Below are 20,481 nucleotides of genomic sequence, written 5' to 3'. Positions count from 1 at the left end.
CGATCATCGGCTTAACCAGGACTTACGCCTGCTGCGGCACCCTTGGGTAAGAGGAACTCGAGGGAGATGACGATGAACGCGAACGAGCCTCGCGAGCAGGGCGCCGGCGGCTGGAGCCAGTTCGGCGACACGCCGCCCTCCGCCGGGGGCTTCCCCCGGCGGGACACCATGATCATGGGTCATCCGGTGCCACCGCCTCCGCCTCCGCCGAAGAAGCCCGGCTTCACGGCCGGGCGGAAGGCGATCGCCGGGCTGGCCCTGGCGGCCGTGGCCGTCGGCGGCGGCGTAGTGGGCGCCACCGTCGCCACCGCGTTCCAGGATCCCGTCGTGACGACCGTCAGCGCCCCGAGCCCCACGTTCAGCCAGGCGTCCAACTCGCTCAGCGTGGCGCAGGTCGCGGAGAAGGTGCAGCCCTCGGTCGTGATGATCCAGGGCTCGACGGGCGAGGGCTCCGGAGTGGTCCTCACCGCCGACGGGCTGATCCTCACCAACAACCACGTGGTGGAGGGCGCCGGCCAGGGCGGCGGCCGGATGAGCGTGAAGTTCAGCGACGGCAGGACCGCCGCCGCCACCGTCGTCGGCACCGACCCGGCCACCGACCTGGCCGTGATCAGGGCCGAGGACGTGTCGGGGCTGTCCCCGGCCACCCTCGGCGACAGCGGCAAGCTCAAGGTGGGCGACTCCGTGCTCGCCCTCGGCAGCCCGCTCGGCCTCGACGGGTCGGTCACCCTCGGCATCGTCAGCGCGCTCGACCGCACGCTCACCGTCGGCGGCGAGCAGGAGCAGGCCCCGCCCGGCTGGCCGCAACAGCAGCGCGGAGGCGGCGGCGCGGTCTCCACGATCGGCGGCGCCATCCAGACCGACGCCGCGATCAACCCGGGCAACTCGGGCGGCGCGCTGGTCAACGCCGCGGGGGAGGTCGTGGGCATCAACACGGCGATCGCCACCGCGGGCAGCAACGGCAGCATCGGCCTCGGCTTCGCGATCCCGATCAACACCGCCAAGCACGTGTCCGACCAGCTGATCAGCACCGGCAAGGTGACCCACGCGTTCCTGGGCGTGAGCGTCACCGACGCCACCGGCGACGTGCCCGGCGCGCTGGTCCGGCAGATCACCGCGGGAAGCCCCGCGGAGAAGGCCGGACTGCAGTCGGCCGACCTCATCACCAAGATCGACGGCAAGGCCGTCGACGGCGGAGATGACGTCGTCGGGCAGATCAGAGGTTTCAAACCGGGCCAACAGGTTCAGATCACATATATGAGGGACGGCGCGGAGAAGACCGTCACCGCCACCCTCGCTGAAATGCAATAACAGGACCCCCACACGGACGGGTGTGCCGTCGAGATCGCTGCGGACTCGGCGGCACACCCCCTTCCGTTCACCGGGAAATCCCGGCCGATCAGGTGAACCGGCGGCCCTCGTCACGCCGGTAGGCCCACGCGGCGGCGGCCCCGGCCACCACGGTCCACCCGGCCAGCACCACCAGCGCGAGAGTGTCCGGGGCGGCTCCGGTGCCGGCCCACCAGACCAGCTCGCCGCCGCCCCGGCTCGGCACGTACGGGGAGATCGCGGTCAGGAACTCGGGCATGACCTGCGGCGGCAGCATCAGCCCGCCCACGATCGCGAACGGGAAGAACAGGATCTGCGACACCGCGATCGCCGCCTTCGACGGCAGCACCAGCCCGAGGAACAGCCCGATGAGCATGAACGGCAGCGACCCGGCCAGCGCCGCGCCCACGATCGCGGCCAGCCGCGCCGGGGCGAGGTCGGCCTCGGTGAACAGCCCCGCCACCAGGATGACGGGGAGCGTCGAGACCACCATGAGCGCCGTCGTGGTGAGGATCCGCCCGGCGAAGTGCGGGAACGGCCCCGCGGGGAGCGTGCGCAGGTAGGGATTGAACGGCTGCTCGCGGTCCATCGCCACCGAGATCGACAGCCCCATCAGCGCCGCCGACATGGCGCCCACCAGCATCATCGAGCCCATCGACAGGGTCGAGGCCACCGGGTCGTCGCCGACGAACGGCACCGCGAACGCCAGCATCGCGATGGCCGGGAACAGCCCGCTGGCCAGCAGGCCGATCGGCACCCGGATCTGCTCGATGACCTGATAGCGGGTGTGGGCCAGGACGAGGCTAGGCATGGGCGTGCTCCTTCGCGGCGGTGATGGTCAGGAAGGCCTCCTCCAGGGAGGTGGGCCTGATCTCCAGGCCCGAGAACGGCGTGCCGCTGCGCACCAGCTCGACCACGAGCCGGTCGGGGTCGGGGGTCACCAGGTGGACCCGGCCGCCCTCGCGCTGGACGCCGGCCACGCCGGGCAGCTCCGGCAGCTCGCCCGCGTCGAACGAGACCCGCCGCGCGCCGACCACGTCACGCACGGCCGCCACGGTGTCGTCGGCGAGCACGCGGCCGTGGCCGACGACCACCACCCGCTCCGCCAGCGCCTCGATCTCCTCCAGGTAGTGGCTGGTCAGCAGGATGGTGCCGCCGCCCTCGTGGAAGGCCCTGATGCCGTCCCACAGCGCGCGCCTGGCCTCGACGTCCAGCCCGGTGGTCGGCTCGTCCAGGAACACCAGCTTCGGGTCGCCGGCGAACGCCAGCGCCACCGCCAGCCGCCGCTTCTGGCCGCCGGACAGGCCGCCGATCTGCCGCTTGACCAGGTCGCCCAGGCCGAACCGGTCCAGCAGCTCGGCCTTGGCCACCGGCTTCGGGAAGTGGGAGGAGACGAAGTCCACGACCTCGCCCACCCGCAGCACCTCGGGCAGCCCGGTCTCCTGCGGGGTGACGCCGATGCCGCGCCGCACAGCCGGGTCGGACGGCGAGCCGCCGAGCAGCTCGACCGTGCCGGAACTGGGCCGGCGCAGCCCCACGAACAGGTTCATCAGCGTGGACTTGCCCGCGCCGTTGGGGCCCAGCAGGCCCACCAGCTCGCCGGCCCGGATCTCGACGGAGACCCGGTCGAGCGCGACCACGTCGCCGTAGCGCCGGGTGGCCTCGACCGTTCTGGCGAGGACTGTCATGGATTTCCTCCTGCGGAGTCCAGTAGGGAACGGATGGCCTTGGTGTAGTCCTCGAGCGCGAGCCGCCCCCGCGTGGTCATCGAGACGTAGGTGACGGGGGTGCGGCCCCTGTGGGTCTTGGTGATGCGCACGTAGCCCGCTTCTTCGAGCTTGGTCAGATGGACGGAAAGGTTGCCCGCGGTCATGCCGAGCAGGTCCTTGAGTGAGGGGAAGGCGATCTCGTCGCCCTCGCCGAGGGCACTGAGCGTGACCATCACGCGCAGCCTGGCCTGGGCGTGGATGACCGGGTCGAGCTCGGGCGCGGCGTCGCCGGAGGTCATGCGCGCCGCCGCAGCAGGATCCCGGTGACGATCTGGCCGCCGCCGAGGAGGACCGCGGTGAGCAGCGCGTGCCAGCCCGGCCCCAGGATGACGCCCAGGCCGTTGACGGCGGCGACCCACACCCCCATGAAGAACATCGGCCACTGCGTGTAGAGGGCGCCGCAGGCCATGTAGAGCACGGCCACCACGAGCAGCGACACGCCCGACCACATCAGGCCCCTCTCCTCAGGGGGCAGCATGGAGCTGAACCGGATGTTGATCACGGTCATCAGCACCATGCCGACGAACCAGGCGTAGCCATACATCATGCCCTTGGCCGAGCTCTCACCGCGGATGGCGGAGCTCAACCTGACGAGCCCGGTCGCCATGAACGCGCCCGCCACCAGCTGCGCGGCGAGGAGGATGCCCAGCGCGAGCTGCCAGGTGATGGGCGCGTAGGGCACGCCGTGCAGCCCGTAGTGCAGGAAGAACGCCCCGAAACCGAGCAGCCAGGCGACGCCCCACGGCGTGTAGAGCAGCAGCGGGTCGCCGTTCAGCGCCTTCACCGCGGCGGCGCGCTGCCGCTCGATCAGCCGGAGCGTCTCCTCGGGGGAGGAGGCCCGCTCGCCGTCGTCTGTCATCGCAAACTCCTCGGAACACCAAACTGGTTTGTACTGTAAACCAGTTTGCCATGCCCGTACAACGGGCGGCGGGCCCGCGGAGTTCCCTAACGCCGGGTGAGCACCTCCGACTCCCACAGATCCCGGTAGTAGCCGGGCCGGGAGACCAGGTCGTCGTGGGCGCCGCGCTGGATCACGCGGCCGTCCTCCAGCACCACGATCTCGTCCACCTGCTCCAGCCCCTTGAGGCGGTGGGTGACGAGCAGCGTGGTCCGGTCGTGCGTGACGTCGAGCAGGTCGGCCATCAGCTCGTCGGCCGTCTCCTCGTCCAGCGCCTCGGCCGGCTCGTCCAGCAGCAGCACGGGCGGGTCGAACAGCAGCGCCCTGGCCAGCGCCAGCCGCTGGAGCTGGCCGCCGGACACGGTGCTGCCGTCCTCGCCCAGCTCGGCGTCCCAGCCGGTGCGCTCCACCCAGTGCTCCAGCCGCGCGTCCCGCACGGCCCGCGCGAGCCGCTCGTCGTCGGCCTCCGGGCCCGCCAGGCGCAGGTTGTCGCGGAGCGAGGTACGGAAGAGGTACGGGTCCTGCGTGAGGCCGGTCATCATGGCCCGCACGTCGTCGGAGTCCAGGTCGGCGATGTCCACACCGTTGATCCTGATATTTCCGGACTCGGGCTCGACGAGCCGCATGAGCGCCGCCAGGATCGTGCTCTTCCCCGCGCCGCTCGGCCCCACCAGCGCCACCCGCCTGCCCGGGGCCAGCGTGAGCGACACCCCGTCCACGGCCGGCCTGCCGCCGGGCGCGTGCCGTACCACGAGATCCTCGACCTCGACCGTCAGCGGCGGCGACGGGGGAGCGGCGGGCGTGGCCGGCTCCGTGACGGCCGGGGAGGCGGAGCGGACCTCGCGCAGGCGGCGCAGCGCCGCCGCGATGCCCGCGTACCGCTCGCCGGCGGCGGCCAGCGGCAGCACCGGCTCGAACGCCACCAGCGCCGTCAGCGCGAGCACGGCCGTGCCGACCGTCCCCACGCCGCCCGCCTGCGCGACCAGCACGATCGCGACCACGGTCAGCACCTGCACCAGCGTGCCGCCGGCCAGGGCGGTGGCGTGCACCCGGGCCTGGCGGCGCTCCAGCCGGCCCAGCGCGTCGCCCGCCTCCCCGGCGTCCCGCAACGCCCGGTCCCCGGCCCCGTACGCGGACAGGTCGGCCGCGCCGTGCACCAGGTCGGCGACCCGGCCGGCCAGCTCGGCCCGCGCCGGCGCCATCCGCGCCGACCAGCGGCGCGCCGCGGCGGCGGTGGCCGCCGGCAGCAGCGCCCCGGCCAGCAGCAGCCCGGCCAGCAGGACGAGCGCCGTGACGGGCAGGATCGTCAGGCCGATCACCACCGCGGTGAGGCCCGCGATGGCGGCCGCCGCGGCGGGCAGCAGGCAGCGCACGAGCAGGTCCTGCACCGCGTCGGTGTCGTCGACCATGCGGCTGAGCAGGTCGGCGCCGCCCACCCTGGGCCGCTGCGGCGGGATCAGCGACTCGTACAGCCGCTCCCGCGTGCCGGCCTGCGCCCGCAGGGCCACGTCGTGGCCGGTCAGCCGCTCGGCGTAGCGGAACACGCCGCGCCCGGTGGCGAACGCCCGGGTGGCCACGATCGCCACGCTGAGCGCGGCCAGCGGCGGCTGCTCCGCCGCCCGCGTGATCAGCCAGGCGGACGCGGCGATCAGCCCGAGGCCCGCGAGATCGGCCGCGGCCCCGGCCAGCACCGCGTACACCAGCCGGGCCCGCATCTGCCCCTTCATCGCTCCACCCGCCCGCTCGTCGGAATCTCGTCGCCGGTCTTCTCCTGCTGAGGCGAGGCCGCGCCGGGACCCGGGGGAGCGAGGGCGGGTTCCGTGCGGGTGGTGTCCGCGACGACGCGGCCCTCGTGGACGCGGATGACCCGGTCGGCCAGCTCGATCATGGCCGGGCGGTGGGCCACGATGACGGCGGTGCGGTCCTTGCTCAGCTCCGCGGTCGCCGCCACCACGGCGGCCTCGCTGCGGCCGTCCAGCCGGGCCGTCGGCTCGTCCAGCAGCAGAACCGAGGTCGACGGGCGGCAGAAGGCGCGGGCCAGGGCGATGCGCTGGCGCTGGCCGGCCGAGAGGTTGGCGCCCCGCTCGCCGACCCGGGTCTCGTAGCCGTCGGGCAGCTCCCCGACGAACTCGTCGGCGTAGGCGGCGCGGGCGGCCCGCCGCACCTCGTCCATGGAGGCGGCGGGCGCGCCGAGCCGGATGTTGTCCGCCACCGAGGTGGTGAACAGGTGCGCGCGCTGCGGCACGAACGCCAGCCGGGCCCGCCACGTCTCCAGGTCCAGCGTCCGCAGGTCGGCCCCGTCGACCAGCACCCGGCCCTCCGACGGCGGCACGAAGCCGAGCAGCAGGTTGAGCAGCGTGCTCTTGCCGCTGCCGCTCTCACCCACCAGCGCCACCCGCTCGCCGGGCTCGATGGTGAGCGTGACACCGTCCAGCGCCGGGTCGGCACGGCCGGGATAGCGCACGGTGACGTTCTCCAGCTCGATCCGCGGCCGCCCGGACACGGCCGCGGTGCGTCCCGGGGCCGGCGCGGCGGGGTCGTCCGAGCGGTCCAGGACGGAGAAGGCGGCGTCGGCGGCGGCCACCCCCTCCATCGAGGCGTGGAAGCGCGTGCCCATCGCGCGCAGCGGCAGATAGGCCTCCGGTGCCAGCAGCAGCACCAGCAGCGCCGTGGACAGGTCCAGCGTGCCGCCGAGCAGCCGCAGCCCGATCGGCACCGCCACCAGCGCCAGCGACAGCGACGCGCACAGCTCCAGCACCAGCGACGACAGGAAGGCGACCCGGAGCGTGCGCATGGTGGCCGAGCGGTGCGCGCCGGCCACCTCCCGGATCACCGTCGCCTGGTAGCGGGCCCGGCCGAAGGCGCGCAGCGTGGGCAGGCCGCGCACCACGTCCAGGAAGTGGCCGCCGAGCCGGGTCAGCGCCCGGTACTGCCGCTCGGTGACGGCTTTGGTGGTCATGCCCACCAGCGCCCCGAAGATCGGGATCAGCGGCAGCGTGACCAGCACGATGACGGCGCTGGCCAGGTCGGCGGCGAACAACCGGACCAGCACCGCCAGCGGCACCACCGCGGCCACCGCGATCGACGGCAGGTAGCCGGTCAGGTAGTCGTCCAGCCCGTCCAGGCCGCGCCCGGTGAGCGTGACCAGCTCCCCGGAGCGGTGACCGGCCAGCCGGACGGGGCCGAGCTCGCGGAACCTGGCCAGCAGGCGGTGCCGCAGCGCCGACTTGACGCCGGTGGCGGTGCGCCCGGCGAAGACGCCCTGCGTCCAGGCCAGCAGCGCCCGCAGCGCCACCACGCCGGCCACGGCCGCCAGCGCGACCGCGGTGAACCTGCCGGACAGCACCCCGGCCAGCAGCTCCGCCTGCACGAGGACGAGCAGCCCGGCCGCCATCGCGGCCGCGAACGTGACGGCCAGATGACGCAGGACCGGCTGCTCTCCCCGGATCAGGCGGAGTAGATCCTTGTGCACGGGCGCCTCAGAAGAAGGATGGGTTCAGGTCGGCGCCCTTGCCGGGACGGAAAGTGCGCCATATCCATACTTGCGCGCCCACCATGATGGGTGCGAACGGCAGGACCATGAGACTGAGCACATTCAGCGTGGCCGCCGGCGCGCTGTGCTCCAGCATGTAGGACATCCCCCCGCCGAGCAGGGCGAGCGCCGGCGTCGCGGCCAGCGCCCCCGACGCCAGCAGGGCCCGGCCGGTACGCGCCGGTCCGGCGAACCCGGGCAGCCGCCAGCCCAGGAACACGCGGCCGTGCCAGGCGAACAGCAGGGTCACCGCCGCGCCGAGCAGCAGCCCCAGCGGGTGCATGAGCGGCCCGTCGAACCCGGTGGCCGCCGCGTAGATCACCAGCCCCCAGCCGAACGACAGCCAGAGCGAGCCCAGCACGATCATCAGGTCCCAGAACGCCCGCCACCGGGCACCGCCGATCCTGCGCCGGAACCACAGCCCGGCGTCCCGCACGATCCACGCCAGCAGCATGGCCACCACCAGCGGGTAGATCGCGGGCAGCAACTCGCCCTCCAGCAGCGGGTAGACGCCGAACAGCGTCCCGGCGACGGCGACCAGCCACACCTCGTTCGCGAGCACGTACGGCCCGATCGCGGCGACCATGCGGTCCCGGTCGTCGCGGTTCCTGCCGAGGACCGGCAGCAGCAGCCCGACCCCGAGGTCGAAGCCTTCCAGCGCGAAGTAGCCGGCCAGCAGCAGGGCGAAGACGGCGAACCAGATCAGCTCCATCGGGGCACTCCTAGTGGCTCAGCGCGGGCGAGCGCTGTTCGGTGGCGGTGGCGCCGAGGGCGAGGTCGCGCGGTCCGCGCCTGACCACCCGGGCGATGAGCACGTAGTCGACGACGGCCAGCAGCCCCAGCACGGCCACGAACCCGGTGAGCGAGGCGGTGACCATGCCGGTCGTGAGCCCCGGCGTCATGGCGTCGGCCACGGTCAGCTTCTCCCAGATCATCCACGGCTGCCGCCCCAGCTCCCTGGCCAGCCAGCCGAGGATGGCCAGCACGAACGGCACCGGCGTCAGCGCCATCAGCAGGGGATGCGCCCACCGCCAGCGCGGCAGCTTCCTGATCAGCGGCAGCATGAAGAGCAGCACCACCATGGACAGCAGGTTGCCGCCCTCCATCATCAGCCCCAGCGGCACCGCGGCGGCCGGGTTGTCGTCGAACTTGCCGTCCTGGATCCCGCCGAACTGGGCGTAGCCGTACGCCACGGTCAGCGTGATGCCGACGGCCGCGGCCACGATCCCCGTCTTCATCGACCTGGTGAAGAACTCCTGCTCGTGAGTACGCCGCCGCAACTGGTAGGCGCTGGCCCCGACGAGCACCATCGCCCCGGTGAACAGCCCGGCGCCCAGCACGTGCGGCAGCGCGAACACCAGCGTCTTGTTGGTGAACAGCGCGCCGGCGTCCACCAGGGCCAGCCGGTCGCCCGCGTCCACCGCGCCGGCCGGGTTCTGCAGGAACGAGTTGGCCACCATGATGAAGAACGCGCTGGCGTACGCGGTCGCGGTGACCGCCCAGATGCAGGCCACGTGCGCCCACTTCGGCAGCCGCCCCCAGCCGAAGATCCACAACCCCAGGAACGTCGACTCCAGGAAGAACGCCACCAGCGTCTCCATGGCCAGCGGCGCCCCGAACACGTCGCCCGCGTAGTGGGACAGACCGCTCCACGACAGGCCGAACTGGAACTCCATCACCAGGCCGGTGACGATGCCCAGGGCGTAGTTGATGACGTAGATCTGCCCCCAGAAGCGGGTCATCCGCTCGAACAGCGGCCTGCCGGTGCGCGCCCACCGGGTGTTCATGATCGCCACCAGCGGCGCCAGCCCGAGCGTGAGCACGACGAACAGGAAGTGCAGGCTCCCCGTCAGGGCGAACTGTAAGCGGGCCAGATCGAGTGCGTCCATCTCTCCACTCCGTCGTTGTGCCTGTCTACATATAGACAGCCTACATGTAGACTGCCTACATGCGAGACGGTGCTTAGGATCGTTGCCATGAACCCCGACGCGCTGCGCGGCCACATGGACGCTCTGCTGCTCTCCGTGCTGGAGCGGGAGCCGCTGCACGGCTACGCCATCATCGAGGCCCTGCAGGAGCGGAGCGGGGGAGCGCTCAACGTGCCGACCGGCACCGTCTACCCGGCGCTGCGCAGGCTGGAGCGCACCGGCCACCTGGTGAGCGAGTGGGCGACGGTGGGCGGGCGCAGGCGGCGCACCTACCGGCTCACCGACTCCGGCAGGAAGCAACTGGAGGGGGAGCGGTCGGCCTGGCAGGCGTTCACCAGCGCCATCGGGAGCGTGCTGGGGCCCGGGGAGGTCAGGCCCTCCGGGTCAGCCTGACGCACCGGGTCGCGCAGTAGAGCTGCAGCCCGGCGCAGGCGTAGGTCATCAGGTTGGCGAGGACGACGGGAAGGGAGAGCCCCATGCTCGCCGACACGTACGAGCCCTGCGAGAGCACCAGGCCGAGCAGCGAGGTCAGCGGCAGCATCAGCCAGACCGCCAGGCCGAGCGAGCGCGTCACCAGCCGCGCCTTCGGGATCCAGCGGGCGCCCCGGCCCAGCGCCAGCAGCGCGAGCCCGCCGTACAGGCCGGTGGCGAGCTGGATGACGTCGAGCAGCCGGGAAGCGGGCATGAACCAGCTCGGCCGGCTCTCCCACACGACCGGATCGGCGGGCGCGAAGTTCCAGACCAGGCCCCACGCCAGCACGGTCGCCGGCACGCTGACGAACAGCAGCAGCCCCAGCCTGCGCCCCGCCGAAGCGGTCAGCTCCTCCTGGTAGCCCGGCGCCACCTCCTGGACCGGCCCGAACTCCTCGACCGCCCGCCGCTCCGCGTCGGCCCGGCGCAGCCCTTCGGCCTCGTAGGCCTCGGCGCAGTCGACCAGACTGTCGCGCGCCTCGACGACCATGTCATGTTTCGGCCCGTACGGCCCCGACAGGGACCGGCGCAGCTCGGTCACGTAGTCGTCGATGAGCATGGACTCAAGTCTACGAAGCGGCACCCCGGGCCCCCATCGGGGATCTCCCTGATATGCGGTCACGCTAGCCAGTGCTGCGCCGGCGCGCGGCGGCGGGAGAACCAGCGCAGCATGGGCAGGCGCATGCTCACCCGCATGCCGCGCGGGGTGAGCGCGAACGTGCACTCCTTCAGCCGCACCCCCGCCGGGTGCGCCAGCCCGGTGAAGAGGCAGGCCGACAGGTCGAGTCCCGTCAGGGCCAGGCTGGCCGCGTCCACCTCGCGCAGCGACGTCAGCGTGGACGTGCCGCCCCCGGTAACGGTCGCGGGGCCGCGCAGCACCGCGCCCTCCAGGTCGGCCTGCGAGTCGGTCAGCCGCACCGTCGTGGCCCCCGCCACCACCAGCCGCCGCAGGTCGACCCCGCACCCGCGGACGGCCAGGTCCAGGGTGCCGCCCGCCTGCGCCCGCGTGGCCGAGAACCTGCCGGTGGCCGACAGGTAGGCGTCGGCGGCGAAGCGCACCGAGTCGAACCCGGCGCTGCCGCTCACCTTGCGGAACGAGAGCGTGCGGCCGAACCGGGCGCCGCGGAAGTGCGCCGCCTCGCCCATCCGGGCGCCGTCGAACGTCGCGTACCCCTCGAACCTGGCGGCCTCGCAGGACAGCCCGTGCTCGAACACCGCCTGGCTGAACAGCGCGTCCCTGGTCATCACCGCCCCGTCGAGCGAGGCGTGCCCGCGCACCGTCACCCCGTGGAACGACAGCTCCCTGGCGAACCTGGCGCTCGCCAGCGACACGTTGCCCTCGAAGCGGGCGCCGAAGAACGACGCGAGCCGCTCGAACCGGGCGCCGTCGAGCGACACGTCGCCCGTGAACGTCACTCCCGCCAGCCGCACGTCGCCGGTGAAGCGGGCGCGGTCGAGCCGGGCGCGACCGGGCCGGCCGAGGGTGGCCTCCACGACCCTGCCCAGCAGGTCGCCGCTGAGCGTCGTGCCGCGCAGGTCGAGCAGCCGGCCCGGAGCCATGCCCGCCAGCACGGCGGAGACCTGGTCGGGGGAGAGGTGGGCGAGGCAGAGGCCGTACGGCCGGCGGGCGATCCCTGTGCAGGCCGCCGATTGCGCGCAGGTGACCCAGTCCATGCCCTGCTCATACCCGGTGGGCCGCACTGTCAAGGTTCGGCGATGGAAGCTTGAGGTCACATCTCTGTAGACACCTGTCACGGACCCTGGCTCTAGAGTGCGGCTTATGCATGCTTTACCCCGGGCTTCCTGGGCCGCGATCACCGCGGCCGCACTCACCGCCGGCCTCCTGTCGGCCCCCGCCGCCGCGACGCCCGCCGGCCCCTGCGACACCCCGCCCGACCGGGAGATCGCCGAGGTCCAGGGCAGCGGCGCCGCCACCCCGCTCGCCGGGCAGACCGTCCGCGTCGAGGGCGTGGTCACCGCCGACTTCCAGCGCACCGACCAGCTCAGCGGCTTCTTCCTGCAGGACCCGACGCCGGACGCCGATCCGGCCACCTCCGACGCGCTGTTCGCCTTCGCCCGCGAGTCCTTCAAGGACGTCAAGGTCGGCGACCGCGTGCTCGTCACCGGCCGGGCGATCGAGTTCAACGGCTGGACCGAGCTGTCGCCCGTCACCGCCGTCGACGTGTGCGGCACCGGCTCCATCGCGCCACAGCGCCACCGGCTGCCCAGCGCCGACCTGGAGCCGGTGGAGAACATGCTGCTCACCTTCCCCCAGCGGCTGACCGTCAACGACAACTACAACCTGGGCCGCTTCGGTGAGGTCACGCTGTCCTCCGGCGGCAGGCTCTTCCAGCCGACCGACCGGCCGGGCGTGACCGCCGACGCCAACGCCCGCCGCTCCCTGCTCGTCGACGACGGCTCCAACCAGCAGAACCCGGCCACGCTGCCGCCCGTCGTGCGCGCCGGGGACAGCGCCACCGGCATCACCGGCGTGCTCGGCTACGGCTTCGACCGCTACCGGCTGCAGCCCACCGAGCCGATCCGCTACCAGAGCACCAACCCGCGCCTGCCCCGGCCGTTCCCGGTGATCGGCAACGTCACGGTGGCCTCCTTCAACACGCTCAACTGGTTCACCACGATCGGCTCGCGCGGCGCGAGCACCGCCGAGGAGCAGCAGCGCCAGCTCGCCAAGCTCGTCTCCGCGCTCAAGGGACTCAACGCCGACGCCGTCGGCCTCATGGAGGTCGAGAACAACGGCCAGACCGCCCTGCAGGCCCTGGTCGACGCGGTCAACGCCGAGATGGGCGCGGGCACGTACGCGGCGCTCACCCACCCCTACCCGGGCACCGACGCGATCCAGGTCGGGCTCATCTACAAGCCGGGCAAGCTGACCCCGGTGGGTCAGGCCCGATCCTCGGAGGACCCGGTGTTCAGCCGCCCGCCGCTCGTCCAGAGCTTCCGCCGCAAGCACGGCGGCCAGCCGTTCACGATGGTGGTCAACCACCTCAAGTCCAAGGGCTCCTGCCCTGACAGCGGGCCCGACGCCGACCAGGGCGACGGCCAGGGCTGCTGGAACCCCACCCGGGTGGCGCAGGCACAGGCGCTGCTCGGCCTCATCGAGGACCTGCCGGCCCCGCTGGTGCTCGGCGACCTCAACGCCTACGGCGAGGAGGACCCGATCGAGACCCTCGAAGCGGGCGGCCTCACCAGCCTCACCAAGCGGTACGTGCCCGCCCCGCTGCGCTACAGCTACCTCTTCGACGGGCTGGCCGGCGAGCTCGACCACATGATGGCGAGCAAGCAGCTGCTCAGGCGCGTCACCAGCGCGGCCATCTGGCACGTCAACGCGGACGAGCCGCGCATCCGCGACTACAACACCGAGTTCAACCCGCCGCACCTCTACCGGCCGGACGCCTACCGGTCCTCCGACCACGACCCCCTGGTCGTCGGCCTCACCCTGCCCGGCCGCTGACCCGCGCCCGTCCCCGTGCCCGTCCCCGGGCCGGGCCGCGTGCGCGCGGCCCGGCCCGGAGCATGGAATGCTGGTGAGGGGTACGTGGTTGTCACGGAGACAATCACCGGAAGCGGACCGACGTCAGAGGAGCCACTTGTGGCGACCATCGAAGTAACCGAGACCAACTTCAACGACATCGCCGACAAGGGGATCGTCCTGCTCGACTTCTGGGCGGAGTGGTGCGGTCCTTGCAAGATGTTCGGGCCGATCTTTGAGAAGGCCTCCGAGAAGCACGAGGACATCACGTTCGGCAAGATCGACACCGACCAGGAGCAGGCGCTCGCGCAGGGCTTCGAGATCAGGTCGATCCCGACCCTGATGGCCATCCGCGACGGCATCGTGGTCTTCGCGCAGCCCGGCGCCATTCCCGCGCCGGCCCTCGACGACCTGATCCGTCAGGTGCGCGCGCTCGACATGGACGAGATCAGGGCGGAGCTCGACAAGGAGCTCAAGAACGCCCAGAAGAACTGACCCACTCCGGCACGGCCCCGCCCTCGGGCGGGGCCGCCGTGCTTTCCGTGCTTTCCGTGCTTTCCGTGCTTTCTAGGCCTTGCGGCCGACGCCCGCGTATCCCGGGCTGCGCCGTCCCGAGGCGGCCAGCTCGTCGTCCGGGCGCCAGTCCTTCGGGTCCACCAGGCCGGGCTCCAGCAGCTCGTAGCCCTCGAAGAAGCGCAGGATCTCCTCGTGCGTGCGCAGGTTGAGCGCCGCCGTGGACTGCTTGTAGACCTCGAGCGCCTGCGGCGTGAGATCGGTGTTGTCGTCGATCGCGTGGCTGATCACCAGGTGGCTGCCGGGCACGCTGACCTCGCGCAGCCGGGCGATGAGCCCGAACGCCTCCTCGTCCGACAGGAAGTGGAGGATCGTCAGCATCATGAACGCGACCGGCCGGTCGAAATCGATCAAGGGCTTGAGCTGCTCCAGCAGCTCATCCGGCTTGCGCGCGTCACCCTGGAGGAAGTCGACGTCGTCGCCGCGCGCCAGCAGCGCCCGGCCGTGCGTGCACACCACCGGGTCGTTGTCGACGTACACCACCCGCGAGCCCACCGCGATCTCGTGCGTGTTGCCCTGGGTCGGCAAACCCGCCCCCAGGTCCACGATCTGGTCGACACCGTTCTCGGTCACCAGGCGTACGGCCCTGCGCAGGAAACCGCGGTTGACCGCGGCCGAGGTCTTGGTGTTGGGGAACAGCTTCAGGATGCGCTCGGCCGCCTCCCGATCCGCCGCGAAGTTGTCCTTGCCGTCGAGGTAGTAGTCGTACATCCTCGCGACGTTGGGCACGTTCGGATCGACGCCATCTGGAGCTCTGTCCACCACATCTCCCAATATTCCCGGCCTTTAGCCGCTGATCATAGAAGATGTTCCGGGCCACCGCTCGGCGATGGCCCGGAAAGGTGAGAGTCACTCAGCCGCGGTACAGCTCGGCCACCCGGAAGGCCAGATCGAGCGACTGACTCCGGTTGAGCCGCGGGTCGCAGGCCGTCTCGTAGCGGGTCGCCAGGTCGCCCTCGGCGATCTCGTGGCCGCCGCCGACGCACTCGGTCACGTCGTCGCCGGTGAACTCGATGTGGATGCCGCCGGGGTGCGTGCCGAGCGCGCGGTGCACCTCGAAGAACCCGGCCACCTCGTCGAGCACGTTGTCGAAGCGCCGGGTCTTGTGGCCGCTCGGCGCCTCGAAGGTGTTGCCGTGCATCGGGTCGCACACCCAGGCCACCTGCGCGCCCGCCGCCGTGACCTCCTTGACCAGCGGCGGCAGATGCTCGCGGATCTTGGACGCGCCCATCCGCGTGACGAACGTGAGCCGCCCCGGCACGTTGTCTGGGTTGAGCTTCTCCACCAGCGCCAGCGCGTCCTCAGGAGAGGTGGACGGGCCCAGCTTGACGCCGATCGGGTTGCGGATCCTGGAGAAGAACTCCACGTGCGCGCCGTCGAGCTGGCGGGTGCGCTCGCCGATCCAGACCATGTGCGCCGACACGTCGTAGGGCAGGCCCGTGCGCGAGTCGATGCGGGTGAGCGCCTGGTCGTAGTCGAGGATCAGCGCCTCGTGGGAGGAGTAGAACTCCACCGACTGGAACTCCTCCGGCTCGGCCCCGCAGGCCCGCATGAAGGCCAGCGCCTGGTCGATCTCGCGGGCCAGCCGCTCGTAGCGCTGACCGGCCGGCGACCCGGCCACGAAGTCCTGGTTCCAGGCGTGCACCTGGCGCAGGTCGGCGTAGCCGCCCTTGGTGAACGCCCGGGCGAGGTTGAGCGTCACCGCCGAGGAGTGGTAGGCCTTGAGCAGCCGCCACGGGTCGGGCCTGCGCGACTCCGGGGTGAAGTCGAACCCGTTGACCATGTCGCCCCGGTAGGCGGGCAGCTCCACGCCGTCGCGCACTTCGGTGCCCTTGGACCGCGGCTTGGCGAACTGGCCGGCGAGCCGGCCGATCTTGACCACCGGCACCTTGCCCGCGTAGGTGAGCACGATCGCCATCTGCAGCAGCGTCTTGAGCTTGTTGCGCACGTTGTCGGCCGTGGCGCCGGCGAACGTCTCGGCGCAGTCGCCGCCCTGCAGGACGAACGCCTCGCCCCGGGTGACGGCCGCCAGCTCCTCCTTGAGCTGGTCACACTCTCCCGCGAAGACCAGCGGGGGCAGGCCGCCGAGCTCGGCGACGACCTTCTCGAGCTCGTCGCGCTCAGGCCAGTCAGGCTGCTGGGCCGCGGACAGGGCTCGCCAGGAATCGAGATTCAGCGAATTGCTCAATGCGCTCACGAGATACGAGGGTATTCCACCGGATCCCTCTGGCCGACCTCCATGTCCACGTTGTGAGAAGGCGGTCAAAGCTTGACGGCATCCATGAGCGCCGAGCGCCCGAATCACCGGGTGTGAGCCGCCTCTCACCACCTCGGGAGTGGACATGGACGACGAACTCCACGCCCTGTCCGGCGCCTACGCCGCGCACGCGTTGCCGCCGGCCGACGTGGCGTCGTTCGAGGAGCACCTGTCGAGCTGCCGCACCTGCCCGTCCGAGGTGAGCCGCCTCCGGGAGACCGCCGCCCGCCTGGCCCTCGCCGTCGCCACCCCGCCGCCCGCCTCCCTGCGCCCCCGCGTCCTGACCGCCGCCCACCGGCGGCACGACACGGTCCGCCCGGCGGCGGACCGGACTCCGCGTGCCGACGTCCTTCCCCCGCGGCGCGAGTGGCGGGCCAAGGCGGTGGCGGGGCTCGCCGCCGTGTCCGCGGCCGCCGCCGTCGCGCTCGGCGTGGTCGCCTTCGACGCCCGCCGCGACCTGGGCGACCTGCGGGCCGGGCACGGCGCGCTGGTCACGGAGGTGGCCGCCGTCCTGGCCGCCCCGGACGCCCGTACGGTACGGCACCGCATCGCCTCGGGCGGCACCGGCGTCGCCGTCGTCTCCCGCGAGCGGGGACGGATACTGTTCACTTCATCGGGAATGCCGGAGTTGCCGCCGTCCAAGGTCTACGCTCTGTGGCTGATGAACCCGGACGGCGTCCGCCCGGCCGGGCTGCTCGACCGGGGGGAGGACGGCCTCACCGCACCCGTCGTCGCCGACCTCCGCGACGACGTCCGCCTCGGCCTCACCGTCGAGCCCGCGGGCGGCTCCGACCGGCCGACCACCCGCCCCATCCTGTTCGCCGAGCTTCCCGCGGCCTGAGCCGGACCGTCGCCCAGGCCGCGGGAATCCTTCGAATGACCATTGCGCTGCCTCTGCTAGATCGGGAGCTTCTGGGCCTCGATGTAGTCTTCAATGATCTTGAGCGGTGCTCCGCCGCACGAGGCGGCGAAATACGACGGCGACCAGAGGTGACCATCCACGAAGGCCTGATCGATCTGGCCAGTGAACTCTATGGCCAGGTAGTGCGCTGATACGGCCTTGAGCCGGTTAACCAGCGTGGAGACCGCCAGCTTCGGCGGATAGTGCACCAGCAGACGAACATGATCGTCTCCGCCGTGGAACTTGCGCAGGTCCGCGCCCATCTGAAGACACACCTCCCTCATGGCCTGTTCGCAGCGCCGCAACATCGCCTCATCCAGCGCATCTCTCCGGCGTCTAGTGATGAAGACAAGATGTGCATGAAGATCAGAGACGACACTTCTGCCTCTTCTGACCACAGGGTCCGGTAGCCATCGAGGTGACATAGAGAAAATGATACGTTGCCAGAGTGAAATTGGTGGTGCAGGTGAAACTGCTCCCCGACGCCGCCACTGAGCAGGCGCTCCGGGAGACCCTCACCTTGTGCAACCGAGCTGCGAACCACGTCTCCCGCCGCGCCCATGCCACTCGAATTCAGGAGAAGACCCATCTGCAGCGGCTTGTCTACGGCGAGCTGAAGGCCATGGGATTGTCCGCACAGCCCACCATTCACACCATCCGCAAGGTGGCCGGAGCCTATGCCACATTGAATGGCCACCTGACGGCGGGCAACTACGGTCCTCAGGGGGCCAGACAGAGGGCCAGGGTGAAGGCGAGCCCGATCCGGTTCCGCAAGGACGCCGCCCAGCCGTTCGACGACCGGTGTCTGTCCTGGCAACTACAAACCCGCACAGTCTCCATCTGGACCGTGCGCGGACGCCTCCAGCGCATACCGTTTGCCTGTTCATCCGAGCAGGCCGAACTGCTGACTCGCCACCGGCAGGGCGAGTCCGATCTGGTGCTACGAGGCGGATGCTGGTATCTGTACGCCACCTGTGACATCCCCGAGCCAGAGCCGTATGCACCGGACGGATTCCTGGGCGTGGATCTAGGCATTGCCAACATTGCCACCACCTCCGACGGCCTTCGGCACGCGGGGAAGCACCTCAACCAGGTGCGCCACCGTAACCGAGGGCTCCGCAAGCGTCTGCAGGCTAAGGGCACCAAATCTGCCAAGCGCGTGCTGCACAGGATCTCCGGCCGGGAAGCGCGGTTCGCGGCCGACGTCAACCACCGCATTTCCAAGAGCATCGTGACCGAGGCTGAACGCACCTCACGCGGCATAGCCCTGGAAGATCTGGGCGGAATCCGTGAGAGGGTACGGCTACGCAAGCCCCAGCGGGTCGCGCTGCATTCGTGGAGCTTCCAGCAGTTGGGGGCGTTCATCGCCTACAAGGCACTGAGGGCAGGCGTGCCGGTTGAGCATGTGGATCCGGCCTACACCTCTCAGCGATGTTCGGCCTGTGCGCACACCGACCGCAGGAATCGGCCCGATCAGGCGAGTTTCGTCTGCACGTCGTGTGGCTTCGCTGAGCACGCCGACGTGAACGCGGCCCGCAACATCGCCTTGCGCGGTGCGGCGGGCTGGGCAGTGAGTCACGCTGCCGACGATGCGGCCTGACCCGTACATGCCATGTGCGGTGAAGAGCTGCGAGCTCGGTCCTTCGAGACCGAGAAGCTGACCTACTTCGGCTGGCCCACCTCATCCGAGCTGCCGTGGACGTTCAGCGAGGACGGCACCGTCATCGACCACCTCGTCTTCGGCAAGTTGCCGCGCGGCCGGCACACGGTCGAGTACCGCTCGATCGACGCGGCCGGCAACCACGGCGAGCCGGGGGAGTTCACCGTCACCACGATCGCGCCGCCGCCCGCCTGCACCCGCACGATCACCGGCGAGCACCGCGGGCCGCTGGCCGTCACCGGCGGCGTCACCTGCCTGGACGGCGCCCGCGTGACCGGCCCGGTCGTCGTCGGGCGCGGCGCGTCCCTCGTGGTCACCGGCGGGCGCGTCACCGGCACGCTCACCGCGTCGGAGGCCGCCGCCGTGCACCTGCTCGGCGCCCGCCTGGACGGCGCGTTCAGCGCCGACCGCACCGGCTCGCTGCACATCGTCTCCGCCGACGTGCGCGGCGCCGTGCTGCTCACCGGGAACGACGCGCCGGTCCTGTCGGGCAGCACCGTCAGGGGCGCGCTCGCCTGCACCGGCAACACGCCCGCGCCCGCCGACCTGGGCGTGCCCAACGCGCTGCGCGGCGCGGGCGCCGGGCAGTGCCGCGAGCTACGCGACGGTGCCGGGGGCGAGAGGTACGAGGCGGTCCAGCACCTCGGCGAGTGAGGCCGTGGCCTGGTCGCGCACGCGGGCGTACTCGGCCTCCGGATACTGCCGGGGGCCGTTCTCCACCAGCAGGATCAGGTAGAGGTACGCCCGGTACAGGTCGAGCCGTACGCGCGCGGCCGGGGTGAGCTCGAACGGGGTCACCTCGCGGTAGCCCGCCACCAGCGGGTCGTCCTCACGCAGCTCGGCGAAGATCGTCGGGGTGATGAACTCGGCCAGCGGGTCGCCCCAGAACGCCCGCTCGTGGTCGATGATCGCCTGGATGCGGGGCGGCCCCGACAGGTCCAGGAACACGTTGCCCGGCCAGATGTCGAAGTGGACCAGGTGGGGCGTGGTCACCTCGTCGAGCGCGGGCGCGGCCGCCGCCAGCAGCGCGCGGATGCGCGGCACCGGCGCGGGCAGCGCCGTCGGGTAGCGGACGGTGTCGCCGAGCAGCGCGTCGACCATGGCGAGGTACGCCTCGCGCCAGGTCGAGCCGGTGATGCCGGCGTGCGGGTAGCCGAACACCGGGCCGGTTACCGCGTTCAGCCGGGCCAGGAGGCGGCCCAGCTCGCGGCGGAGCCTCGCCTCGTCCTCGGGCGTGACCTTCGGAGAGCCCTCGCCCAGGGCGCCGTCGCCCCGTGAGACGTGGTTCCAGGAGACGCCGTCGAGCGCCGCCAGCATGAGGTAGTCGCCGCCCAGCACCGGGTCGTCGAACCCGGCCCGCAGCAGCGCCGCCACCGGCACGCCCGCCGCCGCGGCCAGCTCGCAGGCCGCCGCCTCCGTCCGCAGCAGATCGCGCTCGTAGCTCAGCTGGTCGAGCTCCGGCGGCGGCGACAGCTTGCAGACCACGTCGCGGCCGTCGTCCAGGCGCAGCCGCCACACCGCGTTCGCGAAGCCGTCGGTCAGCTCGGCGTGATCGAGCACGCCCGCGCCGAGCGCCCTGCGGGCCAGCGCGTCGAGCTCCTGCCGCGATAAGCGGCGCTTGGTCCTGCTGTCCACCCGCGCCCTCCTCAGACCGGCCCTCGCCGTACCAAGCT

Annotated in this window: 21 protein-coding genes; 7 read left to right on the top strand and 14 right to left on the bottom strand. The window is 71.7% G+C overall.

Annotated features, from left to right (window positions below):
• Positions 1 to 72 precede the first annotated feature (72 nt).
• Positions 73 to 1,311: a S1C family serine protease gene (locus FR742_RS20735; protein ID WP_148032472.1), complete on the top strand. Its 1,239-nt coding sequence runs from the start codon at positions 73 to 75 to the stop codon at positions 1,309 to 1,311.
• A gap of 88 nt (positions 1,312 to 1,399) precedes the next feature.
• Here FR742_RS20735 and FR742_RS20730 read toward each other — a convergent pair whose 3' ends face one another.
• The 8 genes from FR742_RS20730 to FR742_RS20695 form a co-directional block, all read right to left on the bottom strand.
• On the bottom strand, positions 1,400 to 2,140 hold the full coding sequence (locus FR742_RS20730; protein ID WP_148032471.1) for an ABC transporter permease: 741 nt from the start codon (positions 2,138 to 2,140) through the stop codon (positions 1,400 to 1,402).
• The gene (locus FR742_RS20725; protein ID WP_148032470.1) at positions 2,133 to 3,017 is read right to left on the bottom strand and encodes an ABC transporter ATP-binding protein; all 885 of its coding nucleotides are present in this window, start codon (positions 3,015 to 3,017) and stop codon (positions 2,133 to 2,135) included. Before FR742_RS20725 ends, FR742_RS20730 begins: the two co-directional genes overlap by 8 nt.
• A complete protein-coding gene (locus FR742_RS20720; protein ID WP_148032469.1) occupies positions 3,014 to 3,337 on the bottom strand; it encodes a transcriptional regulator in 324 nt (107 codons plus the stop codon). Before FR742_RS20720 ends, FR742_RS20725 begins: the two co-directional genes overlap by 4 nt.
• Positions 3,334 to 3,957: a hypothetical protein gene (locus tag FR742_RS20715; protein ID WP_148032468.1), complete on the bottom strand. Its 624-nt coding sequence runs from the start codon at positions 3,955 to 3,957 to the stop codon at positions 3,334 to 3,336. The genes FR742_RS20720 and FR742_RS20715 overlap by 4 nt, the downstream gene beginning before the upstream one ends.
• 86 nt (positions 3,958 to 4,043) lie before the next feature.
• The gene (cydC, locus tag FR742_RS20710; RefSeq protein WP_261808642.1) at positions 4,044 to 5,723 is read right to left on the bottom strand and encodes a thiol reductant ABC exporter subunit CydC; all 1,680 of its coding nucleotides are present in this window, start codon (positions 5,721 to 5,723) and stop codon (positions 4,044 to 4,046) included.
• Positions 5,720 to 7,468, bottom strand: coding sequence for a thiol reductant ABC exporter subunit CydD (cydD, locus tag FR742_RS20705; protein WP_148032467.1), 1,749 nt, complete (start codon positions 7,466 to 7,468; stop codon positions 5,720 to 5,722). The genes cydC and cydD overlap by 4 nt, the downstream gene beginning before the upstream one ends.
• A 7-nt stretch (positions 7,469 to 7,475) precedes the next feature.
• Positions 7,476 to 8,240 carry a cytochrome d ubiquinol oxidase subunit II gene (locus tag FR742_RS20700; protein WP_148032466.1) on the bottom strand — a complete coding sequence of 255 codons (765 nt, stop codon included), beginning with the start codon at positions 8,238 to 8,240 and terminating at the stop codon, positions 7,476 to 7,478.
• 10 nt (positions 8,241 to 8,250) lie between these two features.
• Positions 8,251 to 9,417 (bottom strand): cytochrome ubiquinol oxidase subunit I, encoded by a 1,167-nt coding sequence (locus FR742_RS20695; protein WP_148032465.1) that lies wholly within the window; start codon positions 9,415 to 9,417, stop codon positions 8,251 to 8,253.
• Positions 9,418 to 9,504: 87 nt separating this feature from the next.
• On the opposite strand from FR742_RS20695, the gene FR742_RS20690 reads away from it, so the two are divergent.
• Entirely contained in the window at positions 9,505 to 9,849 is a 345-nt protein-coding gene (locus tag FR742_RS20690) for a PadR family transcriptional regulator (RefSeq protein ID WP_148032464.1), read from the top strand.
• Here FR742_RS20690 and FR742_RS20685 read toward each other — a convergent pair.
• Positions 9,827 to 10,486, bottom strand: coding sequence for a permease prefix domain 1-containing protein (locus tag FR742_RS20685; protein WP_148032463.1), 660 nt, complete (start codon positions 10,484 to 10,486; stop codon positions 9,827 to 9,829). The two genes, FR742_RS20690 and FR742_RS20685, sit on opposite strands and share 23 nt — an antisense overlap.
• A 59-nt stretch (positions 10,487 to 10,545) precedes the next feature.
• The gene (locus tag FR742_RS20680) at positions 10,546 to 11,601 is read right to left on the bottom strand and encodes a pentapeptide repeat-containing protein (protein WP_148032462.1); all 1,056 of its coding nucleotides are present in this window, start codon (positions 11,599 to 11,601) and stop codon (positions 10,546 to 10,548) included.
• Positions 11,602 to 11,707: 106 nt separating this feature from the next.
• On the opposite strand from FR742_RS20680, the gene FR742_RS20675 reads away from it, so the two are divergent.
• Positions 11,708 to 13,399 carry an ExeM/NucH family extracellular endonuclease gene (locus tag FR742_RS20675; protein WP_148032461.1) on the top strand — a complete coding sequence of 564 codons (1,692 nt, stop codon included), beginning with the start codon at positions 11,708 to 11,710 and terminating at the stop codon, positions 13,397 to 13,399.
• A 138-nt stretch (positions 13,400 to 13,537) separates the two neighbouring features.
• Complete coding sequence (trxA, locus tag FR742_RS20670) at positions 13,538 to 13,912, top strand: thioredoxin (protein WP_148032460.1); 375 nt, start codon at positions 13,538 to 13,540, stop codon at positions 13,910 to 13,912.
• A gap of 72 nt (positions 13,913 to 13,984) precedes the next feature.
• Here the strand turns inward: trxA and FR742_RS20665 are convergent, their stop codons facing one another.
• Positions 13,985 to 14,752, bottom strand: coding sequence for an SAM-dependent methyltransferase (locus FR742_RS20665; protein WP_148032459.1), 768 nt, complete (start codon positions 14,750 to 14,752; stop codon positions 13,985 to 13,987).
• Positions 14,753 to 14,843: 91 nt separating this feature from the next.
• Positions 14,844 to 16,178, bottom strand: a complete 1,335-nt coding sequence (locus FR742_RS20660) for a class II 3-deoxy-7-phosphoheptulonate synthase (protein ID WP_246639746.1) — start codon at positions 16,176 to 16,178, stop codon at positions 14,844 to 14,846.
• 154 nt (positions 16,179 to 16,332) lie between these two features.
• Here FR742_RS20660 and FR742_RS20655 point away from each other — a divergent pair, with 154 nt between their 5' ends.
• A complete protein-coding gene (locus tag FR742_RS20655; protein WP_148032457.1) occupies positions 16,333 to 17,088 on the top strand; it encodes an anti-sigma factor domain-containing protein in 756 nt (251 codons plus the stop codon).
• 56 nt (positions 17,089 to 17,144) lie between these two features.
• On the opposite strand, the gene tnpA is transcribed toward FR742_RS20655, so the two are convergent.
• Positions 17,145 to 17,573 carry an IS200/IS605 family transposase gene (gene tnpA, locus FR742_RS20650; RefSeq protein WP_148032456.1) on the bottom strand — a complete coding sequence of 143 codons (429 nt, stop codon included), beginning with the start codon at positions 17,571 to 17,573 and terminating at the stop codon, positions 17,145 to 17,147.
• Positions 17,574 to 17,596: 23 nt separating this feature from the next.
• On the opposite strand from tnpA, the gene FR742_RS20645 reads away from it, so the two are divergent.
• Both FR742_RS20645 and FR742_RS20640 read left to right on the top strand, forming a co-directional pair.
• Entirely contained in the window at positions 17,597 to 18,748 is a 1,152-nt protein-coding gene (locus FR742_RS20645) for an RNA-guided endonuclease TnpB family protein (RefSeq protein WP_148032455.1), read from the top strand.
• A gap of 12 nt (positions 18,749 to 18,760) precedes the next feature.
• The gene (locus FR742_RS20640; RefSeq protein WP_148032454.1) at positions 18,761 to 19,462 is read left to right on the top strand and encodes a hypothetical protein; all 702 of its coding nucleotides are present in this window, start codon (positions 18,761 to 18,763) and stop codon (positions 19,460 to 19,462) included.
• Here the strand turns inward: FR742_RS20640 and FR742_RS20635 are convergent.
• The gene (locus FR742_RS20635) at positions 19,406 to 20,443 is read right to left on the bottom strand and encodes a phosphotransferase family protein (protein ID WP_148032453.1); all 1,038 of its coding nucleotides are present in this window, start codon (positions 20,441 to 20,443) and stop codon (positions 19,406 to 19,408) included. The two genes, FR742_RS20640 and FR742_RS20635, sit on opposite strands and share 57 nt — an antisense overlap.
• Between the last annotated feature and the right edge of the window lie 38 nt (positions 20,444 to 20,481).

This window comes from Nonomuraea sp. C10 (genome assembly GCF_008017515.1).
GTDB classification, from domain to species: Bacteria; Actinomycetota; Actinomycetes; order Streptosporangiales; family Streptosporangiaceae; genus Nonomuraea; species Nonomuraea ferruginea.
The sequence above is the reverse complement of the archived record's forward strand: the minus strand, read 5'-3'. Positions and strand labels throughout refer to the sequence as shown.

Excerpts from the sequence above, each read along its gene's own strand:
- FR742_RS20735 (WP_148032472.1), top strand. The coding sequence starts at position 73 with ATGAACGCGAACGAGCCTCGCGAGCAGGGCGCCGGCGGCTGGAGCCAG.
- FR742_RS20730 (WP_148032471.1), bottom strand. The coding sequence starts at position 2,140 with ATGCCTAGCCTCGTCCTGGCCCACACCCGCTATCAGGTCATCGAGCAG.
- FR742_RS20725 (WP_148032470.1), bottom strand. The coding sequence starts at position 3,017 with ATGACAGTCCTCGCCAGAACGGTCGAGGCCACCCGGCGCTACGGCGAC.
- FR742_RS20720 (WP_148032469.1), bottom strand. The coding sequence starts at position 3,337 with ATGACCTCCGGCGACGCCGCGCCCGAGCTCGACCCGGTCATCCACGCC.
- FR742_RS20715 (WP_148032468.1), bottom strand. The coding sequence starts at position 3,957 with ATGACAGACGACGGCGAGCGGGCCTCCTCCCCCGAGGAGACGCTCCGG.
- cydC (WP_261808642.1), bottom strand. The coding sequence starts at position 5,723 with ATGAAGGGGCAGATGCGGGCCCGGCTGGTGTACGCGGTGCTGGCCGGG.
- FR742_RS20700 (WP_148032466.1), bottom strand. The coding sequence starts at position 8,240 with ATGGAGCTGATCTGGTTCGCCGTCTTCGCCCTGCTGCTGGCCGGCTAC.
- FR742_RS20695 (WP_148032465.1), bottom strand. The coding sequence starts at position 9,417 with ATGGACGCACTCGATCTGGCCCGCTTACAGTTCGCCCTGACGGGGAGC.
- FR742_RS20690 (WP_148032464.1), top strand. The coding sequence starts at position 9,505 with ATGAACCCCGACGCGCTGCGCGGCCACATGGACGCTCTGCTGCTCTCC.
- FR742_RS20685 (WP_148032463.1), bottom strand. The coding sequence starts at position 10,486 with ATGCTCATCGACGACTACGTGACCGAGCTGCGCCGGTCCCTGTCGGGG.
- FR742_RS20680 (WP_148032462.1), bottom strand. The coding sequence starts at position 11,601 with ATGGACTGGGTCACCTGCGCGCAATCGGCGGCCTGCACAGGGATCGCC.
- FR742_RS20675 (WP_148032461.1), top strand. The coding sequence starts at position 11,708 with ATGCATGCTTTACCCCGGGCTTCCTGGGCCGCGATCACCGCGGCCGCA.
- FR742_RS20655 (WP_148032457.1), top strand. The coding sequence starts at position 16,333 with ATGGACGACGAACTCCACGCCCTGTCCGGCGCCTACGCCGCGCACGCG.
- tnpA (WP_148032456.1), bottom strand. The coding sequence starts at position 17,573 with ATGTCACCTCGATGGCTACCGGACCCTGTGGTCAGAAGAGGCAGAAGT.
- FR742_RS20640 (WP_148032454.1), top strand. The coding sequence starts at position 18,761 with ATGTGCGGTGAAGAGCTGCGAGCTCGGTCCTTCGAGACCGAGAAGCTG.